The organism is Sphingomonas sp. 22176, assembly GCF_052045505.1.
In the GTDB taxonomy this organism is placed as follows: domain Bacteria; phylum Pseudomonadota; class Alphaproteobacteria; order Sphingomonadales; family Sphingomonadaceae; genus Sphingomonas.
Map to the genome: position 1 here is coordinate 741,910 of NZ_JBQEPL010000002.1, position 15,201 is coordinate 757,110.

At 68.4% G+C, this 15,201-nt stretch carries 14 protein-coding genes; 12 read left to right on the top strand and 2 right to left on the bottom strand.

Features of this window, described 5'->3' with window-relative positions:
• Position 1 precedes the first annotated feature (1 nt).
• From murB to ACTJKY_RS11305, 7 genes are all read left to right on the top strand, one after another.
• Complete coding sequence (gene murB, locus ACTJKY_RS11275; RefSeq protein WP_440846333.1) at positions 2-886, top strand: UDP-N-acetylmuramate dehydrogenase; 885 nt, start codon at positions 2-4, stop codon at positions 884-886.
• The gene (locus ACTJKY_RS11280; RefSeq protein WP_440846113.1) at positions 883-1,803 is read left to right on the top strand and encodes a D-alanine--D-alanine ligase; all 921 of its coding nucleotides are present in this window, start codon (positions 883-885) and stop codon (positions 1,801-1,803) included. Before murB ends, ACTJKY_RS11280 begins: the two co-directional genes overlap by 4 nt.
• Positions 1,800-2,774, top strand: a complete 975-nt coding sequence (locus ACTJKY_RS11285) for a cell division protein FtsQ/DivIB (RefSeq protein WP_440846114.1) — start codon at positions 1,800-1,802, stop codon at positions 2,772-2,774. The genes ACTJKY_RS11280 and ACTJKY_RS11285 overlap by 4 nt, the downstream gene beginning before the upstream one ends.
• Positions 2,774-4,036 (top strand): cell division protein FtsA, encoded by a 1,263-nt coding sequence (gene ftsA, locus ACTJKY_RS11290; protein WP_354310594.1) that lies wholly within the window; start codon positions 2,774-2,776, stop codon positions 4,034-4,036. The genes ACTJKY_RS11285 and ftsA overlap by 1 nt, the downstream gene beginning before the upstream one ends.
• A 112-nt stretch (positions 4,037-4,148) precedes the next feature.
• Positions 4,149-5,633: a cell division protein FtsZ gene (ftsZ, locus tag ACTJKY_RS11295; protein WP_440846115.1), complete on the top strand. Its 1,485-nt coding sequence runs from the start codon at positions 4,149-4,151 to the stop codon at positions 5,631-5,633.
• An 84-nt stretch (positions 5,634-5,717) separates the two neighbouring features.
• Positions 5,718-7,502 carry an SPOR domain-containing protein gene (locus ACTJKY_RS11300; protein ID WP_440846116.1) on the top strand — a complete coding sequence of 595 codons (1,785 nt, stop codon included), beginning with the start codon at positions 5,718-5,720 and terminating at the stop codon, positions 7,500-7,502.
• Positions 7,503-7,540: 38 nt separating this feature from the next.
• Positions 7,541-8,707, top strand: coding sequence for a deoxyguanosinetriphosphate triphosphohydrolase (locus ACTJKY_RS11305; RefSeq protein ID WP_440846117.1), 1,167 nt, complete (start codon positions 7,541-7,543; stop codon positions 8,705-8,707).
• 298 nt (positions 8,708-9,005) lie between these two features.
• On the opposite strand, the gene ACTJKY_RS11310 is transcribed toward ACTJKY_RS11305, so the two are convergent.
• Complete coding sequence (locus ACTJKY_RS11310; RefSeq protein ID WP_440846118.1) at positions 9,006-9,821, bottom strand: TorF family putative porin; 816 nt, start codon at positions 9,819-9,821, stop codon at positions 9,006-9,008.
• A gap of 258 nt (positions 9,822-10,079) precedes the next feature.
• Between ACTJKY_RS11310 and ACTJKY_RS11315 the strand changes: the two genes are divergently transcribed.
• The gene (locus ACTJKY_RS11315; RefSeq protein WP_141986784.1) at positions 10,080-10,343 is read left to right on the top strand and encodes a hypothetical protein; all 264 of its coding nucleotides are present in this window, start codon (positions 10,080-10,082) and stop codon (positions 10,341-10,343) included.
• A gap of 91 nt (positions 10,344-10,434) precedes the next feature.
• Here the strand turns inward: ACTJKY_RS11315 and ACTJKY_RS11320 are convergent, their stop codons facing one another.
• Positions 10,435-10,716, bottom strand: coding sequence for a hypothetical protein (locus ACTJKY_RS11320; RefSeq protein WP_093297561.1), 282 nt, complete (start codon positions 10,714-10,716; stop codon positions 10,435-10,437).
• Positions 10,717-10,955: 239 nt separating this feature from the next.
• Here ACTJKY_RS11320 and ACTJKY_RS11325 point away from each other — a divergent pair, with 239 nt between their 5' ends.
• From ACTJKY_RS11325 to ACTJKY_RS11340, 4 genes are all read left to right on the top strand, one after another.
• Positions 10,956-12,446: a DUF1800 domain-containing protein gene (locus ACTJKY_RS11325; RefSeq protein WP_440846119.1), complete on the top strand. Its 1,491-nt coding sequence runs from the start codon at positions 10,956-10,958 to the stop codon at positions 12,444-12,446.
• 4 nt (positions 12,447-12,450) lie between these two features.
• Positions 12,451-13,605: a DUF1501 domain-containing protein gene (locus ACTJKY_RS11330; RefSeq protein ID WP_440846120.1), complete on the top strand. Its 1,155-nt coding sequence runs from the start codon at positions 12,451-12,453 to the stop codon at positions 13,603-13,605.
• A gap of 768 nt (positions 13,606-14,373) precedes the next feature.
• On the top strand, positions 14,374-14,793 hold the full coding sequence (locus tag ACTJKY_RS11335) for a DNA/RNA non-specific endonuclease (protein ID WP_440846121.1): 420 nt from the start codon (positions 14,374-14,376) through the stop codon (positions 14,791-14,793).
• The gene (locus tag ACTJKY_RS11340; protein WP_440846122.1) at positions 14,783-15,196 is read left to right on the top strand and encodes a hypothetical protein; all 414 of its coding nucleotides are present in this window, start codon (positions 14,783-14,785) and stop codon (positions 15,194-15,196) included. The genes ACTJKY_RS11335 and ACTJKY_RS11340 overlap by 11 nt, the downstream gene beginning before the upstream one ends.
• The last annotated feature ends 5 nt before the right edge of the window (positions 15,197-15,201 follow it).

Below are 15,201 nucleotides of genomic sequence, written 5' to 3' on the forward strand. Positions count from 1 at the left end.
CATACCCGAGGTCCGCGGCAAACTCACGCCGAACGCCCCGCTTGCACCGCTCGTGTGGTTCAAGAGCGGCGGTGCGGCGGAGTGGCTGTTCGAGCCCGCCGATGCCGATGACCTCGCGTCCTTCCTTGTCGCGCTCGATCCCCCAACGCCGGTCATGGGCCTCGGCCTTGGCTCGAACATGATCGTTCGCGACGGTGGTGTGCCCGGCGTGGTGATCCGCCTCGGCAAGGTCTTCGCCGCAGTCGAGCAGCTGGATGACACCACCCTGCGCTGCGGCGGCGGGGCATCGGGCATCCTCGTCTCGTCCAAGGCGCGCGATTGGGGGATTGGCGGCATCGAGTTTCTGCGCTCGATCCCCGGCACGGTCGGCGGCTTCGTGCGGATGAACGGCGGCGCCTATGGCCGCGAGACCTGCGACATCCTTGTGGAATGCGAGGTCGTGCTCCGCTCGGGCGAGCGTCGCGTGCTAAGCAATGCCGATCTCGGCTACACCTATCGCCACAGCAGCCTGCCCGAGGGCGCGATCGTGGTCAGCGCCACCTTCCGCGGCTTCCCCAAGCCCTCCGACGACATCCAGGCCGAGATGGACCGCATCGCCGCCGCGCGCGAGGAATCGCAACCGCTGCGTTCGAAGACCGGCGGTTCGACCTTCAAGAATCCCGAGGGGCACAAGGCTTGGGCGCTGGTCGATGCTGCCGGCTGCCGGGGGCTGCGCCGCGGCGACGCGCAGGTCAGCGAGAAGCATTGCAACTTCCTCCTCAACCTGGGGGAAGCGACCAGCGCCGATATCGAGGCGCTGGGCGAGGACGTCCGTGCACGCGTGAAGGCGCAGTCGGGCGTGGAACTGGAATGGGAAATTCAGCGCGTGGGTATTGCGGGTAAATGACGAAGAATCTCCACATCGCCGTGTTGATGGGCGGCTGGTCGGCTGAGCGCGAAGTGTCGCTGATGTCGGGTAACGGCGTCGCCGATGCGCTGGAGGGCCTGGGCCACCGCGTCACCCGGATCGACATGGACCGGAACGTCGCCACCAAGCTCGCCGAAGCGAAGCCGGACGTAGTGTTCAACGCCCTCCACGGCACCCCGGGCGAGGATGGCAGCGTGCAGGGCATGCTGGATCTGATGGGCATCCGCTATACCCACTCCGGTATGGTCACCTCGGTGATCGCGATCGACAAGCAGCTGACCAAGCAGGCGCTGGTGCCGCACGGCATCCCGATGCCCGGCGGCCGGATGGTGTCGCGCGAGGAGCTGTACCGGCAGGACCCGCTGCCGCGGCCTTACGTGCTGAAGCCGGTCAACGAAGGCTCGTCGGTGGGCGTGGCGATCGTCACCACCGAGAGCAATGTCGGCAATCCGATCCACCCCGATGCGCGCGGCCCCTGGCAGGAGTTCGACGAACTGCTCGCCGAGCCGTTCATCCGCGGGCGCGAGCTGACCACGGCGGTGCTGGGCGACCAGGCGCTGGGCGTGACCGAGCTCAAGCCCAAGAACGGCTTCTACGATTACGACGCCAAATACACCGACGGGCTGACCGAACACGTCTTCCCGGCGCAGATCCCCGACGATGTCGCCGAGGCATGCAAGCGGATCGCGCTCGATGCGCACCGGCTGCTCGGCTGCAAGGGCGCGTCGCGCGCCGATTTCCGTTGGGACGACAGCCAAGGCGTCGACGGGCTCTTCCTGCTCGAGGTCAACACCCAGCCGGGCATGACCCCGCTCAGCCTGGTGCCCGAACAGGCGCGCCATCTGGGCATCGACTATGCTAGTCTCGTGCAACGGATCGTCGAGGAGGCATTGTGAGCCGCAGGCCCGCCCAACAGCAGCGCGCGACCACAAGGCGCGGCGAGAAGCCGAAGCCGCGCGGCACCGCGCGCCGGCCGCAGCGGGCGGGCATGCTCGATCAGGCGATCGCGGGCATCCCGATGAGCCCGGAGACGCTGCACAAGGTCACCACGTGGAGCATCGTCGGCGCGGTCGCCGCAGTGGTGCTGACCGTCGGCATCCTCGCGGGCGTGCCGCAGATGATCGGCGTCGGTTTCGCGCAGGCGGTGGGCGATGCCGGCCTCAAGGTCGACGAGATTCAGATCGACGGCCTGAAGCGGATGGATCGCGCGACCGTCTATGAGCAGGTGCTCGACCAGGACTCGCGCGCGATGCCACTGGTCAATCTGGAGGATGTGCGCCAGCGGTTGCTCAAATTCCCCTGGGTGAAGGATGCGCGCGTCTCGCGCCGCCTGCCGTCGACGCTGCACATCGCGATCGAGGAGCGGACCCCCGCTGCCGTCTGGCAGAACCACGGCCAGCTGATGCTGATCGATCCCTCGGGCGTGCCGCTGGAGCCAGTCTCGCCCGAAGCGATGCCCGACCTGCCGCTGCTGATCGGCGACGGCGCCAACACCCAGGAAGCCGCGCGCAAGCATCTGCTGGAGACGCAGCCGGCGCTCAAGCCGCTGATCAAAGCGACCAGCTGGGTCGGCAACCGGCGCTGGGACGTGTTCTTCACCTCGGGCGAGAAACTGCAGCTGCCTGAGGGCGACGACGAGGCGATCGCCGCGCTCAAGAAGTTCGTCGCGATCGACGGCACGCAGCGGCTGCTGGGCCGCGGCTATGTTGGATTTGACATGCGCGACGCAAACAAGTTGGTTGTGCGTCGGCAGGGCGTGATCGAGCCGCCGCCGCCGGTCTCCACCGCGCCGACGGCTGCACCGGTCGCTCCAACGAATACAACGACGCCGCCGGCGGGCACCGGCACCGGGCAGGGGGAAGGCTGATGGCGAAGGTAGCACCCGAAGGGTTGATCACCGCGCTCGACGTGGGCTCGTCGAAGGTCTCGGCGCTGATCGCGCAGCGGACCGACGAGGGCAATCTGATCGTGCTCGGCACCGGCCAGCGCGAGAGCCGGGGCGTGAAGCGCGGCTATGTCGCCGACATGCACGCTACCGAAATCGCGATCCGCGAGGCGGTGGAGCAGGCCGAGCGCATTGCCGGCTTCAACATCGAGGATGTCTGGGTCAGCTTCTCGGCGGGCGGGCTGGTCTCCAGCGTCGTCAAGGTCGAGGCGGATCTGGGCGGCCACCGCGTCGAGCAGGCGGATATCGACGATCTGCTCAAGGCCGGGCGCGGGGCGATCGATCCGCAGGGGCGGATGGTGCTCCACGCGCAGCCGACGCGCTACACGGTGGACGGGCTGGGCGGCGTCAAGCGGCCGCTGGGGCTGCATGCCGATCGTCTGGGCGTCGACGTGCATGTCGTCACCACCGACGGCTCGCCGGTGCGCAATCTCGATCTTTGCGTTCGTTCGGCGCATCTCGAAGTCCGCTCGATCATCGCCGCGCCGGTGGCCACGGGTCTGGCCTGCCTGACCGAGGAAGAGCGTGAGCTGGGCGTCGCCCTCGTCGAGATCGGTGCGGGCGTGACCAACGTGTCGGTGTTCGCGCAAGGCGTGCTGGCGGGGCTGGCCTCGATCCCGATGGGCTCGGCCGACATCACCGATGATATCGCCGCCGCCTTCGGCACCGCCCGTGCCTGGGCGGAGCGGACCAAATGCTTCCACGGATCGGCCAATCTCTCCCCGCGCGACAACCGCGAAACGATCGACGTCGCCCCAGCCACGGCGGACGAGGGGACCGAGGGGCCGCGCATCACCAAGGCGGCGCTCAATACCGTCATCCGCCAGCGGCTGGAGCGGATCGTCGCGGAGATCCAGAAGGAGCTGAAGAAGCTCAACTTCCAGGAGCCGGTTGGCCGCCAGATCGTGCTGACCGGCGGCGGCGCCGAACTTGCCGGTATCGCCGACTATGCCCAGCAGGCGCTGGGCAATGCGGTGCGTGTCGGACGGCCGCGCGGGCTGCTCGCCATGCCCAATGCGCATGCCGGCCCGGCCTTCTCGACGCTGGCCGGGCTCACCCAGTTCGCCGCGGCCGATCCGATCGACCTGCGCACCCTGGAGCCCAGCCGGCACCAGCTGGTGACGCGGGCGAGCCCGGGCGCGCTTTTCCAGCGGTTGATCGCGGCGTTCCGGGCGAATTATTGAAGAAAAGCGGGTATCGGGGTGCTAGGGATGGCTGGAGTCGTCGCTTCGCTTCGTGCATCAGAGAATATCAGGCTGTGCAGCGTGCGCGTGCGCTGCCACGGGAGACCATAGAATGAGTATCGATTTCCTTCCGCCCGACGTGGACGAACTGACGCCGAAGATCGCGGTGATCGGGGTTGGCGGCGCTGGCGGCAATGCCATCGCCAACATGATCCGCGCCGAGGTGCAGGGCGTCGAGTTCCTGGTCGCCAATACCGATGCGCAGGCGCTGAAGCAGTCGGTCGCCCCGCAGCGTATCCAGCTCGGCGCGAAGATCACGCAAGGGCTCGGCGCGGGCTCGCGGCCCGAGATCGGCCGTGCGGCGGCGGAAGAGACGATCGAGCAGGTCCAGCAGTCGCTCGAAGGCGCGCATATGTGCTTCATCGCCGCCGGCATGGGCGGCGGCACCGGCACGGGTGCAGCCCCGGTGATCGCCAAGGCGGCGCGCGAGATGGGCATCCTGACCGTCGGTGTCGTGACGAAGCCGTTCGCCTTTGAAGGCAAGCGCCGCGCGCAGTCGGCCGAGGCGGGCATCGAAGAGCTTCAGAAGTACGTCGATACGCTGATCGTCATCCCGAACCAGAATCTCTTCCTGATCGCCAATGCGAACACGACCTTCAAGGAAGCGTTCGAGATGGCCGACGAGGTGCTGCAGCAGGGCGTGCGCGGCATTACCGACCTGATGGTGATGCCCGGCCTGATCAACCTCGACTTCGCCGACGTCCGTTCGGTGATGCAGGAGATGGGCAAGGCAATGATGGGCACCGGCGAGGCGGACGGCGACGACCGCGCGCTGATCGCTGCCCAGAAGGCGATCGCCAACCCGCTGCTCGACGGCGTTTCGATGAACGGCGCCAAGGGCGTGATCGTCTCGATCACCGGCGGCGAGGACATGCGCCTGCTCGAGGTCGACGAGGCCGCAAACCATATCCGCGAGCTGGTCGACCCGGATGCCAACATCATCTGGGGTTCGGCGTTCAATTCCGAGCTCGAAGGCCGCATCCGCGTGTCGGTGGTCGCCACCGGCATCGACGCGAATGTCGAGAACCGCCCGGCCGCCCCGGCCGAGCAGCCGCGCGTCTTCTCCTTCTCCACCCCGCGCCGCACCACCGCGGCCGCTGCGCCGGAGCCGGTAGCGGCACCTGCGCCGGCCCCCGCCGCGCCCGAGCCCGCCCCGGCGCCGTTCGCCGAGGAAGCGCCCGCACCGGCCCCCGTTGCGCCGGCCCCCGAGCCGGTCGCTGCCGCGCCTGCGCCGGCTCCCGAGCCGACCCCACCGGCCCCGGCCTCGGACGAGCTGCTGCTCGGCGCCGAAGCGATGGTTCCGGCACCCGCACCGGCTCCGGCCGCTGCGCCTGCACCGGCCCCCGAGGCACCGGCCGGCCGCCGTCGCTGGCTGACCGGCGGTGACGACGATGCCGATACCCGGCCGCGTCCCAAGACCGGCGGCACGCTGTTCGAGCGCATGGCCTCGGCCTCGCGCGGCACCAAGGCCGCCGAGGAAGAGGACAAGGATCCGCTCGACATCCCGCGGTTCCTGCGCAGCCAGAACAACCAGTAAGGCGCATGGGTGGCACGGTTCGCCGGGCCACCCATTCCCTCGTCAGCGGCGGTTCAGCGCCGCGGCACTAGCGGTTAGCCAACCATGATCAGCAAGAAACATCTCGGCATCGGCGCGTTCGCGTCGGCGCTGCTCCTCGGCGCACATCCGGCGTTCGCGCAAAGCGAAGTGGTGCAGGTGCACAATCCGGATGCGGATGCGCTCGCCACGCAGATGCGCGTGCTCGCCGAGAATCCGCGCGACATCGAGGCGCTGGTCGCGGCGGCGCGGCTGAGCACGCGGCTGGGCGATCTGTCGGGCGCGCTGGCACTGCTCCAGCGAGCGGAAGACATCGAGGCGGCCAACCCGCGCATCGCCAGCAACCGCGCCGCGGTGCTGGTGCGGCAGGGCCGCCCGGGCGAGGCGCTGAAGCTGTTCCAGCAGGCGGAGCAGCGCGGCGTCGATCCGCGCGAGTTCGCCGCCGATCGCGGCTTTGCCTATGATCTGCTCGGCCAGCCGCTGCTCGCCCAGCGCGACTACAAGCTGGCGCTGGCGACGAGGCGCGAGAACGATGTTGTGCGGCGCTATGCGCTGTCGCTCGGCATCAGCGGCGACCGAGCCGGGGCCGAGCGCGAGCTCGATGCGCTGCTCCGCGCCCAGGACCGCGCGGCGTGGCGCGATCGCGCCTTCATCCTCGCGATGAACGGCGACGTCGCGGGTGCCGAGAAGATTGCGGGCACCGTGCTGCCGGGCGCGGCGGGCAAGAACCTGCTGCCCTTCTTCCGCCGCATCGCGACGCTCGGCCCCGCCGACCGTGCCTTCGCGGTGCATTTCGGCGAGCTGACCCCGACACCGGCAAGGCTGGCGGATGCGCGGATGGCGCCGTCGCTGCCGGCCTATACCGGCCCCGCGCCCGTGCAGATCGCGCAGACCGCGCCCGTGGCGCCTGCAACCGCGCCGGTCCGCACCGATACGCGCGGGCATCGCGGTGCTTCGACGGCGAAGGCCACCCCGGTGCAGGTCGCCAAGGCCGACGTGGCGCCCGTCGCCCGTGCCGTGCCGAGCCAGCCCGCGCCCCAGCCGGCGGCGCCGCAACCGACGCCCACGCCCCAACCGACCTGGCAACCCACGCCGGTGCCACAGCCGAGCCCGGCGCCCCGGCCGATCGTTCAGCCGACCCCGGCGCCGCAGCCCGAGGTCCGCTACGTCGCGCCCGCGAATTCGCCGCTCGCCTCGATCATCGCGCATATCGACGTGCCCGCCAGCGAGCGTGCGCCCGCGACCCGCCCGACCACCGTCGCGCCGAAGCCGGTCGTCGCCGCCAAGCCGACCGTTACCGTCCGGCCCAAGCCCGAGCCCAAGCGCCCGGTCGTCGCGGACGAGGAAGAGGCCAAGCCCGTCAAGCCCGGCGCTCGGAAGGGTGCCAAGGTCGAGGACGAGGCCGACGCCAAGCCGGTCAAGCCGGGCGCCAAGAAGGGTGCGCGTGGCGAAGAGGAGGCCGACGCCAAGCCCACCAAGCCCGGCACCAGGAAGGGCGCCAAGCCCGCGGACGACGAGGACACCAAGCCGGTCAAGGGCAAGAAGCCCGAGCCCAAGAAGCCGGATCCGAAAAAGGCCGATCCCGAGCGCGTCTGGGTGCAGGTGGCGAGCGGCGCCAACGAATCCACCGTCGACCGCGCCTGGAAGGGCGTCGCGGCCAAGTCGCCCAAGCTGCTCAAGGCGCGCGGCGGCTGGTGGATGCCGTTCAAGGCGACCAACCGCATCGTCACCGGGCCGTTCAAGACCAGCGGCGAGGCGCAGGCCTTCGTCAACAAGCTGGCGGGGGAGGGCGTCTCGGCGTTCGTCGTCACCAGCGAGGCCGGGCAGAAGGTCACCAAGATCGCGCCTTGACCCTTCGCAAGGCCGTCCGGCTGGGCTAGGGCGCGCGGGTGAAACAGCTTTCCTCCTGGGCCTGTACGCCCGACCGGACGCGCGGCCGCCTGCACCCCGAAGCCGGCGGCGGCGCGCGCGGCCCGCGCGACGCCTTCCAGCGCGACCGCGACCGGATCATCCATTCGATCAGCTTCCGCCGGCTGCGCCACAAGACGCAGGTGTTCCTCGCCCCCGACGGCGACCATTTCCGCGTGCGGCTGACCCACAGCCTGGAAGTCGCCCAGATCGGCCGCGCCATCGCCCGCGCGCTGGGGCTGAACGAGGATCTCACCGAGGCCCTGTGCCTGGCGCACGATATCGGCCACCCGCCCTTCGGCCATGCCGGCGAGGATGCGCTGGAGGCGGCGCTGGCGGGCAAGGGCGGGTTCGATCATAATGGCCATACGCTCCGCACGCTGACCCTGCTCGACAGCCCCTATCCCTCCTGGAACGGGCTGAACCTGACCTGGGACACGCTGGAGGGCCTGGCCAAGCACAACGGCCCGATCCACGAACCGCAATGGGCGCTGGCCGCCGCCGATGCCGAGTTTCCGCTCGAGCTCGACAGCTGGCCCTCGCTCGAGGCGCAGGTGGCAGCGATCGCCGACGACATCGCCTATGACAATCACGACATCGACGACGGGCTGCGCGCCGGGCTGCTGACGCTCGACCAGATCATGGCCGTGCCGATGATCGCCGAGGCCTGGGCGGACGTGCAGGCGCGCTTCCCGGGCGTGAGTGCGAAGCGGCTGACCGGCGAGCTGATCCGCTCGCAGATCGGGCTGATGGTCAACGACTTCATCGGCGAGACGCAGGCGCGGATCGCGGAATCGGGCGTGGAGACGGTGGACGATGTGCGCAGTGCCGGGCGTTGCCTGGCGGGCTTCTCGCCAGCGATGCGCGATGCCGAGCGCGGGCTGAAGCGGTTCATGTATGCGAACCTGTACCATCATCCGAGCCAGCTGGCGGCGGCGGCCTCGGCGCGGCAGGTCGTGTCCGGGCTGTTCGCCGGCTATGTCGCCGACCCGGCGCTGATGCCGGCGGAATGGCGCGACGCGCTGCCGGTGGAGGAGCCCTGGCGCAGCCGCCACATCGGCGACTTCATCGCCGGCATGACCGACCGCTACGCCATCGCGCGCTACCGCGAAGTCTGCGGCACGATCGACTTGCCCGAGGGGTTCTAGGGAAAGATCCTCCCCCGCAGGGGGAGGGGGACCGCCGCCGAAGGCGGTGGTGGAGGGGTGTCTCCGCTCAAGTGGCAGGCACCATTGCGGCGGTGACACCCCTCCGTCGCGCTCCGCGCGCCACCTCCCCTTGCAGGGGAGGATCGGGCGCCCAAAGCATTTCCTCCCCCGCCAGGGGGAGGTGGCAGGCGTAGCCTGACGGAGGGGGAGGATGCCAGAACCTCTCGACCCTGCGTGCTTCCGCCCCCTCCGTCGCCTTCGGCGCCACCTCCCCCTGGCGGGGGAGGATCTGAAGTTCTCAGAACGCCGCGCTTACCGAGAACACCACCTGGCTCCCCGCGATGGTCGAGCCGTCCTTGGTGCTCGAGAAATTGGGCAGCAGATACGCGCTGTCGCGCTTGGTGATGCTGGTATCGACATAGGCGACCCCCAGCACCACCTTGCCCAGCGCCAGATCCGCGCCGACCAGCCAGTCGGCATAGCTGCCGGTCGGCGCGACGCTGGTGCCGTTGGGGCCGAGGCCCTTGTTGCCGTCCGAATAGCCGAGATGCGCCTTGAGCGTGATCGGCGTCTTGGGAACCCCTGCGCTCACATCGCCCCAGATATAGAGATTGTCCTCCTTGTCGCCCGCGCGGCTCTCGGGCGTGGCGCTCCAGTTGCCGAGCGCCTGCTGCGGCGGGGCATAGGCGACGCCGGCCAGCGCCGAGACCGGGCCGATGCTGCCGCTCAGCTTCACATAGGGCTCGGCGAAGTCGGTCTTGGAGGCGCCGCCCGGATACATGTACCAAGTGAGCCCAACGTCGAGCGCCGCACCGCCGCCGATCGGCAGCTTGTACCCGCCGACCACGTCCAGTTCCATATTGGCGCCGCCGAACGTGCCCCAGCCCGACAGGTTCGAGCCCCAGAGCGATCCGTAGAGGCCGCTTTCATGGGTTACGGTAAGGCCGCCCTGGATCGCCATTTCCTTGTCGGTCTGCGAGACGCCGCGGAAGCGATAGTCGGAGACGAGCGCGACGCTGCCCGAGACGGTGACGGGTGGGGGCGGGGCGGTTTCCTGCGCAAAAGCGGGCGCGGACAGGCCGAGCAGGGCTGCGGCGGCAAGACGGATCTTCATGGAAACTTTCCTCTCGGGTGCGAGTGAAAGTTCCAGCCTGCGCCGGCGCGGCGACCCGTTCTCAAGGACGGGTCTGTCGCTCCGATAGTGCATCTTCGCGCCGCAGCATTGCCGCTTCTTGGCCCGATTGTAAGAAAAGGTTGCTGCACGCCATCCTGCTACAGCAGCAACCTTTTGTTACTGCGCCGCAAGCGTGTTGAAACGGCGAAGGTATATTTCCTTCATACAAGAACTACCGCACGATGAAGGAACGCCACCATGAAGCTCGCAACCATCGCACTGATTTCTGCGACCCTGGTCGCCGCGCCGGCGGCCGCCCAGTCGCTCCACGAAACCCATGAGCGGGTGTGGATGCCCGCCGGCAAGAGCCAGATCGTCACCTGGCGGATGAAGGACCACAAGCCCGCCGCCACCCAGGCGCACCACCAGGCCGGCAAGCACCAGTATCTGCCCACGCGCAAGGCCCCGACCGAAGAGGCGCGCCGCGAAACCGGCAGCAGCACCGTCGGCGCCAGCGAATAAATCTCAGTTCCGTCCCCCCAGAACGGAAAACCCCGCGGTCGCCCAGGCGGCCGCGGGGTTCTTATTTTTCCGGGAGCCGGTGCGGCGTCGCTTAGCGCGACGCGACCTGCACCTTGGTCACCTTGGGCACGCGGAACGAGACGCGGGTGCCCGCGGCGTTGCCGTCGACCCAGCCGTTGCGCACGACGAGGCGGAAGTTCTGGTTGCCCGGCTTGGCGACGCCTTCCAGGACCTGCACATCGCCCTTGGTGGTCGAGGTGTAGGTATAGGTCACGCCGTCACGGGTGAAGCTGCGCGCGTCAGCGTTGTCAGCGGCGAAAGCGGGAGCGGCGGCGAACAGGGTAGCTGCGAGTGCGATGGTGAAACGGGTCACGATCTTTCTCCTTCGTGAGGCCAAAAGAGCCAGATCGGCATCCTTCGTATGTTCTTGATAGACAATTTGTTGCGCTGCAGCAGATTCGACAACCGCAAAGCGCGGGGGTCATGATTGCAGTCCGCGCAACTGTTCGGGCACGGGACGAACGGCGCGCCGATGCGACGAACCGTTGGCCGCTGGCAAACTCCTGCGACAATCGCGCGGTAGACGGAGCACCGGTCAGCGGAGTGTAGCCGATGGCGGGTATGAGTATCGCGTTGAATCGCTTCGGTTTGGGTGCGCGCCCGGACGATAGCCTGGACGCCGAGCCGCGCGCGTGGCTGGCGCAGCAGCTGGATCGTTATGTGGCAGCACCCCCGCCCATGGCGGGGCAGCCGGCGAGCGGCACGCTGGTCGCGCAATTCGCCGCTTATCGCGAGCAGATTTCGCAGTTGCGGAAAACCGCGCAGCCGGCGGCGGCGCCATCGATACCCTCGAAGCCTGCCGCTGCGGTGGCGCCGCTCGTGCCGCAGCCGCCGATCGTCCAGACCGGCGACGACCCCGCCGAGGCGCTGCGCAAGCAGTTCGGCCAGCAAAGCCGCGACCTGTACAACGGCGCCGTCACCGCCCGCGCGCTCGCGGCGATCCAGTCGCCCGCGCCCTTCGCCGAGCGGCTGGTGCATTTCTGGGCCAATCACTTCGCCGTCTCGGGCGACAAGATGGAGGTGACCAACCTCGCCGGCGCGTTCGAGTTCGAGGCGATCCGCCCGCATGTGATGGGCAGCTTCCGCGACATGCTGTTCGCGGTCGAGCGCCACCCGGCGATGCTGCTGTTCCTCGACCAGGCGGTGTCGGTGGGCCCGAACAGCCCGCTGGCGGTGCGCGCGGGCAACCGGCCGAACGCGCGGCGCAATCTGGGCCTCAACGAGAATCTCGCCCGCGAGATCATGGAACTGCACACGCTCGGCGTGCGCACCGGCTACAGCCAGGCGGACGTCACCGAGTTCGCCCGCGCGATGACCGGCTGGACGGTCGCCGGCTTCGGCCGCGGACCGATCGCCAAGTTCACCGGCGCCACCGGCCGTCCGGGCGACTTCGTCTTCGCCGATGCGATGCACGAGCCGGGCACGCGCACGATCCTCGGCCAGCAATGGCCGCAGGTGGGGGAGGCGCAGGCAGCCGCGGTGCTCGATCATCTCGCCACGCACCCCGCGACCGCCCGGCATATCGCCACCAAGCTCGCCCGCCACTTCGCCGGCGATGATCCGCCGCCCAAGCTGGTCGCGCGGCTGGAGGCGAATTTCCGCAAGACCGGCGGCGACCTGCCGAGCCTCTACCGCACCCTCATCGCCTCGCCCGAATGCTGGGCGCCGGGGACGGTGAAGTTCAAGTCGCCCTGGGAATGGTCGATCTCGGCGATGCGCGCGGTCGGCACGCAGCAGCTCCAGCCCAATGCGGTGCCGGGGCTGATGTACCAGCTCGGCCAGCCGGTGTGGAAGCCGGGCTCGCCGGCGGGGTGGGACGATGTCGCCGGCGCCTGGGCCGGGCCCGATGCGGTGCTCCGCCGGGTGGAAGCCGCCGAGCGGATGGCGCAGCGCACCCGCGACCAGATCGACCCACGCGCCCGCGCCGCCGCGATGTTCCCGGAGGCGCTGAGCCCCGCGACCGCGCAATCGATCGCGCGGGCGGAAAGCAACAGCCAGGGGGTCGCACTGCTGCTGGTCGCACCCGAGTTCCTGCGGAGATAGCGTCATGATGCTCCACCGTCGTCAATTGCTCGCCGCCGGCGCGACCGCGCTGATGGTCTCGCCGCTGGGCGCGCGCATGGCCTTTGCCGCCGCGCCGACCGAGCGCCGCTTCGTCTTCCTCATCCAGCGTGGCGCGGCCGACGGGCTGGGCATCGTCGCCCCGGTGGGCGACCCCGCCTATGCCAGCGCGCGCGGCGACCTTGCCGGTGATTTCGCCAGCGCGCCCAAGCTCGACGGCATGTTCGCGCTGCACCCGGCGATGCCGAACACGCTTGGGCTCTACCGGGCGAAACAGGCGCTGTTCGTCCACGCCGTCGCCTCGCCATATCGCGATCGCTCGCATTTCGACGGGCAGAACGTGCTCGAGACCGGCGGTGTCTCGGCCTATCAGCTCAAGGACGGCTGGATGAACCGGCTGCTCCGTCTGCTGCCCGAAGGCGACAAGGCGATCGCGCTCGCCGCCGCGGTGCCGATGGCGCTGCGCGGGAGCGTGGAGGTGGCCAGCTATGCGCCCTCCTCGCTGCCCGAGGCCTCGGACGACCTGCTTGCGCGGGTGACCGCGATGTACGAAGGCGACAAGCAGCTCCACCCGCTCTGGCAGGAGGCGATGGCGACGCGGATGCTCACCGGCGACCTCGGCAGCGACGGCGGCAAGAAGGCGGCGGACACCGGCACGCTGGCAGCCAAGCTGCTCTCCGCCCCCGGCGGCGCGCGGATCGCGATGATCGAGACCGGCGGCTGGGACACGCATTCGGGCCAGCGCGGGCGGCTGGGCGGCCAGCTCAAGGGCCTCGACGCGATGGTCGCCGCGCTCAAGGCCGGGCTGGGGCCGCATTGGGACAATACGCTGGTGGTGGTGGCGACCGAGTTCGGCCGGACGGTGAAGGCCAACGGCACCGGCGGCACCGATCACGGCACCGGGTCGGTCGCGATGCTGCTCGGCGGCGCGGTGCAGGGTGGCCGGGTCCAGGCCGACTGGCCGGGGCTTAGCAATGCGGCGCTGTACGAGGGGCGGGATCTGAAGCCCACCACGGCGCTCGACGTACTGATCGCGAGCGCGGTTTCGAGCCACTTCGCGCTGGCCCCGGCGCGGACAGCGAAGGCGCTGTTCCCGGCGATGACCACGGCGGCGGGGATGGAGGGATTGGTGCGGGGATAGGGGGGAGGCGGATTGCTCCGCAATGGAGGAGTAATCCCACGAGGTCGTTTCGCGACCTTGACAAAGTTCCTGTTTTGTTCTACATGTTCCCGGCGGCAGACGCGGGGGGGGGCGCATGCAGACAGCAACGGAGCAACGGCGAGCTTTTGCAATTTGGTTGCGGACGGGGCGACATGTGCGCCTTGATGAAGACGATGCCATCGAAGTCAAGTTCAACCCTTGGCATGATCCTTCCGATGGTCGATTCACCTTCGCAGGAACTGGCAGTACCTCGGAGGGAGGCTCCGGCGTCACCCGGCAGCGGAAGCGGAAGCGTGTTCCGCCGTATGGAGACGATCCGAAGCTCGAGCCCATCAGGTCGCTTGAAGAGGCGGACGCTTGGAGAGCAAGCGAATTGGCCAAACATCCGGGGGATCCGGATTGGCGAGAAACGATAGAGAAGCGATACCGGTACTACCTCAATTATTTCCCTCCTCCTTCTCCTCCACTGTCGTCTCCTCCGCCTCATCCGCCTTCTTTGTCTGGGGAAGGGACATTCGTTGGTGGTGGAGGGCGCGGAGGTGGTGGAGGGTCTAGCGGCAGTTGGCGAGGGCCGCCGATCCCGAACGACGCGAGAATCGGTGCTTTAGGCGGAGGTGGGAGCTTTGGCGGTGGAGGGCTAGCGGGAGCTGGGAGGCTCCATCTGTCGATAAGCGCTCCGCAGATACCCACAGAGATCACTCCGGTGCAGACCTGGGCAGCCAATCCGATCAGCCAACTTGGCGGCACGTGTTTCGCAACGGCTATGACTATGAAATCGACGAGCGCGAGCGAACTCGGCGAGTTTCTGGTGTCTTAGTTCTTGCGCCACCGCAGCCTCGATCGAGAAATCTTCAACGCAGTGCCGGTGGCACCGATCGCCTGCCGAAGGACGATGGCGGGCATTACATTGCGCCGCGCTTTAACGGTCCGACCGAAGCGTTCAACCATTTCGCGCAGGATGCAAACGTCAACCGCGGTAAATACAGAGCTCTTGAAGATCAGTGGGCGAGGGCAAAGAAGGCGGGAAGCGCAGTAACGGTGAAGATCGTACCCCATTTTGGTGGTACGTCACAGCGGCCAAGAACCATTGACGTCGTTTTCACCATCAACGGACGTGAAAACAGTGTGAAGCTGCCGAATGAGCGGAGAGGGCATCATGGCCACTGAGGAGACGGAGCGTCTGCTGGCGCAGATCGGGCAGATGCTGGCGGCGGATCCCCTTTATCCGATTGAAAACAGCTTGCTCCAGGCTGAAGTCGATCCGGAGATGATTTCGCCCTCGATCTACAAGGATGGTGGCGATCACGTTATGTATCGACGCCCGGATCTGGATCGCTGGAGCGACGTCCTGCTCGAACTTTGGCACGCGCAAGAGGGGCCGGCGCGATGGTCAGAAATCGAATACTTCGTCCGCGACGGGCGGTTCGAGGTTGCCTACGTCTATCCGGACGATCCGAGCCGGAGCGAGGACATGATGGAGCGGCGCGAACAGGCGCTGCGTCGTTATTATGGCGACAAGCCCGTTCGGTATCCACCTTGGGAGGATAATGCGCCGTCTTACGTGCTCTGAGCTTC

Bases quoted from the DNA above. Each gene is read 5' to 3' on its own strand.
- ftsA (WP_354310594.1), top strand. From the start codon at position 2,774: ATGGCGAAGGTAGCACCCGAAGGGTTGATCACCGCGCTCGACGTGGGC.
- ftsZ (WP_440846115.1), top strand. From the start codon at position 4,149: ATGAGTATCGATTTCCTTCCGCCCGACGTGGACGAACTGACGCCGAAG.
- ACTJKY_RS11300 (WP_440846116.1), top strand. From the start codon at position 5,718: ATGATCAGCAAGAAACATCTCGGCATCGGCGCGTTCGCGTCGGCGCTG.
- ACTJKY_RS11325 (WP_440846119.1), top strand. From the start codon at position 10,956: ATGGCGGGTATGAGTATCGCGTTGAATCGCTTCGGTTTGGGTGCGCGC.
- ACTJKY_RS11340 (WP_440846122.1), top strand. From the start codon at position 14,783: ATGGCCACTGAGGAGACGGAGCGTCTGCTGGCGCAGATCGGGCAGATG.
- ACTJKY_RS11280 (WP_440846113.1), top strand. From the start codon at position 883: ATGACGAAGAATCTCCACATCGCCGTGTTGATGGGCGGCTGGTCGGCT.
- ACTJKY_RS11310 (WP_440846118.1), bottom strand. From the start codon at position 9,821: ATGAAGATCCGTCTTGCCGCCGCAGCCCTGCTCGGCCTGTCCGCGCCC.
- ACTJKY_RS11315 (WP_141986784.1), top strand. From the start codon at position 10,080: ATGAAGCTCGCAACCATCGCACTGATTTCTGCGACCCTGGTCGCCGCG.
- ACTJKY_RS11330 (WP_440846120.1), top strand. From the start codon at position 12,451: ATGATGCTCCACCGTCGTCAATTGCTCGCCGCCGGCGCGACCGCGCTG.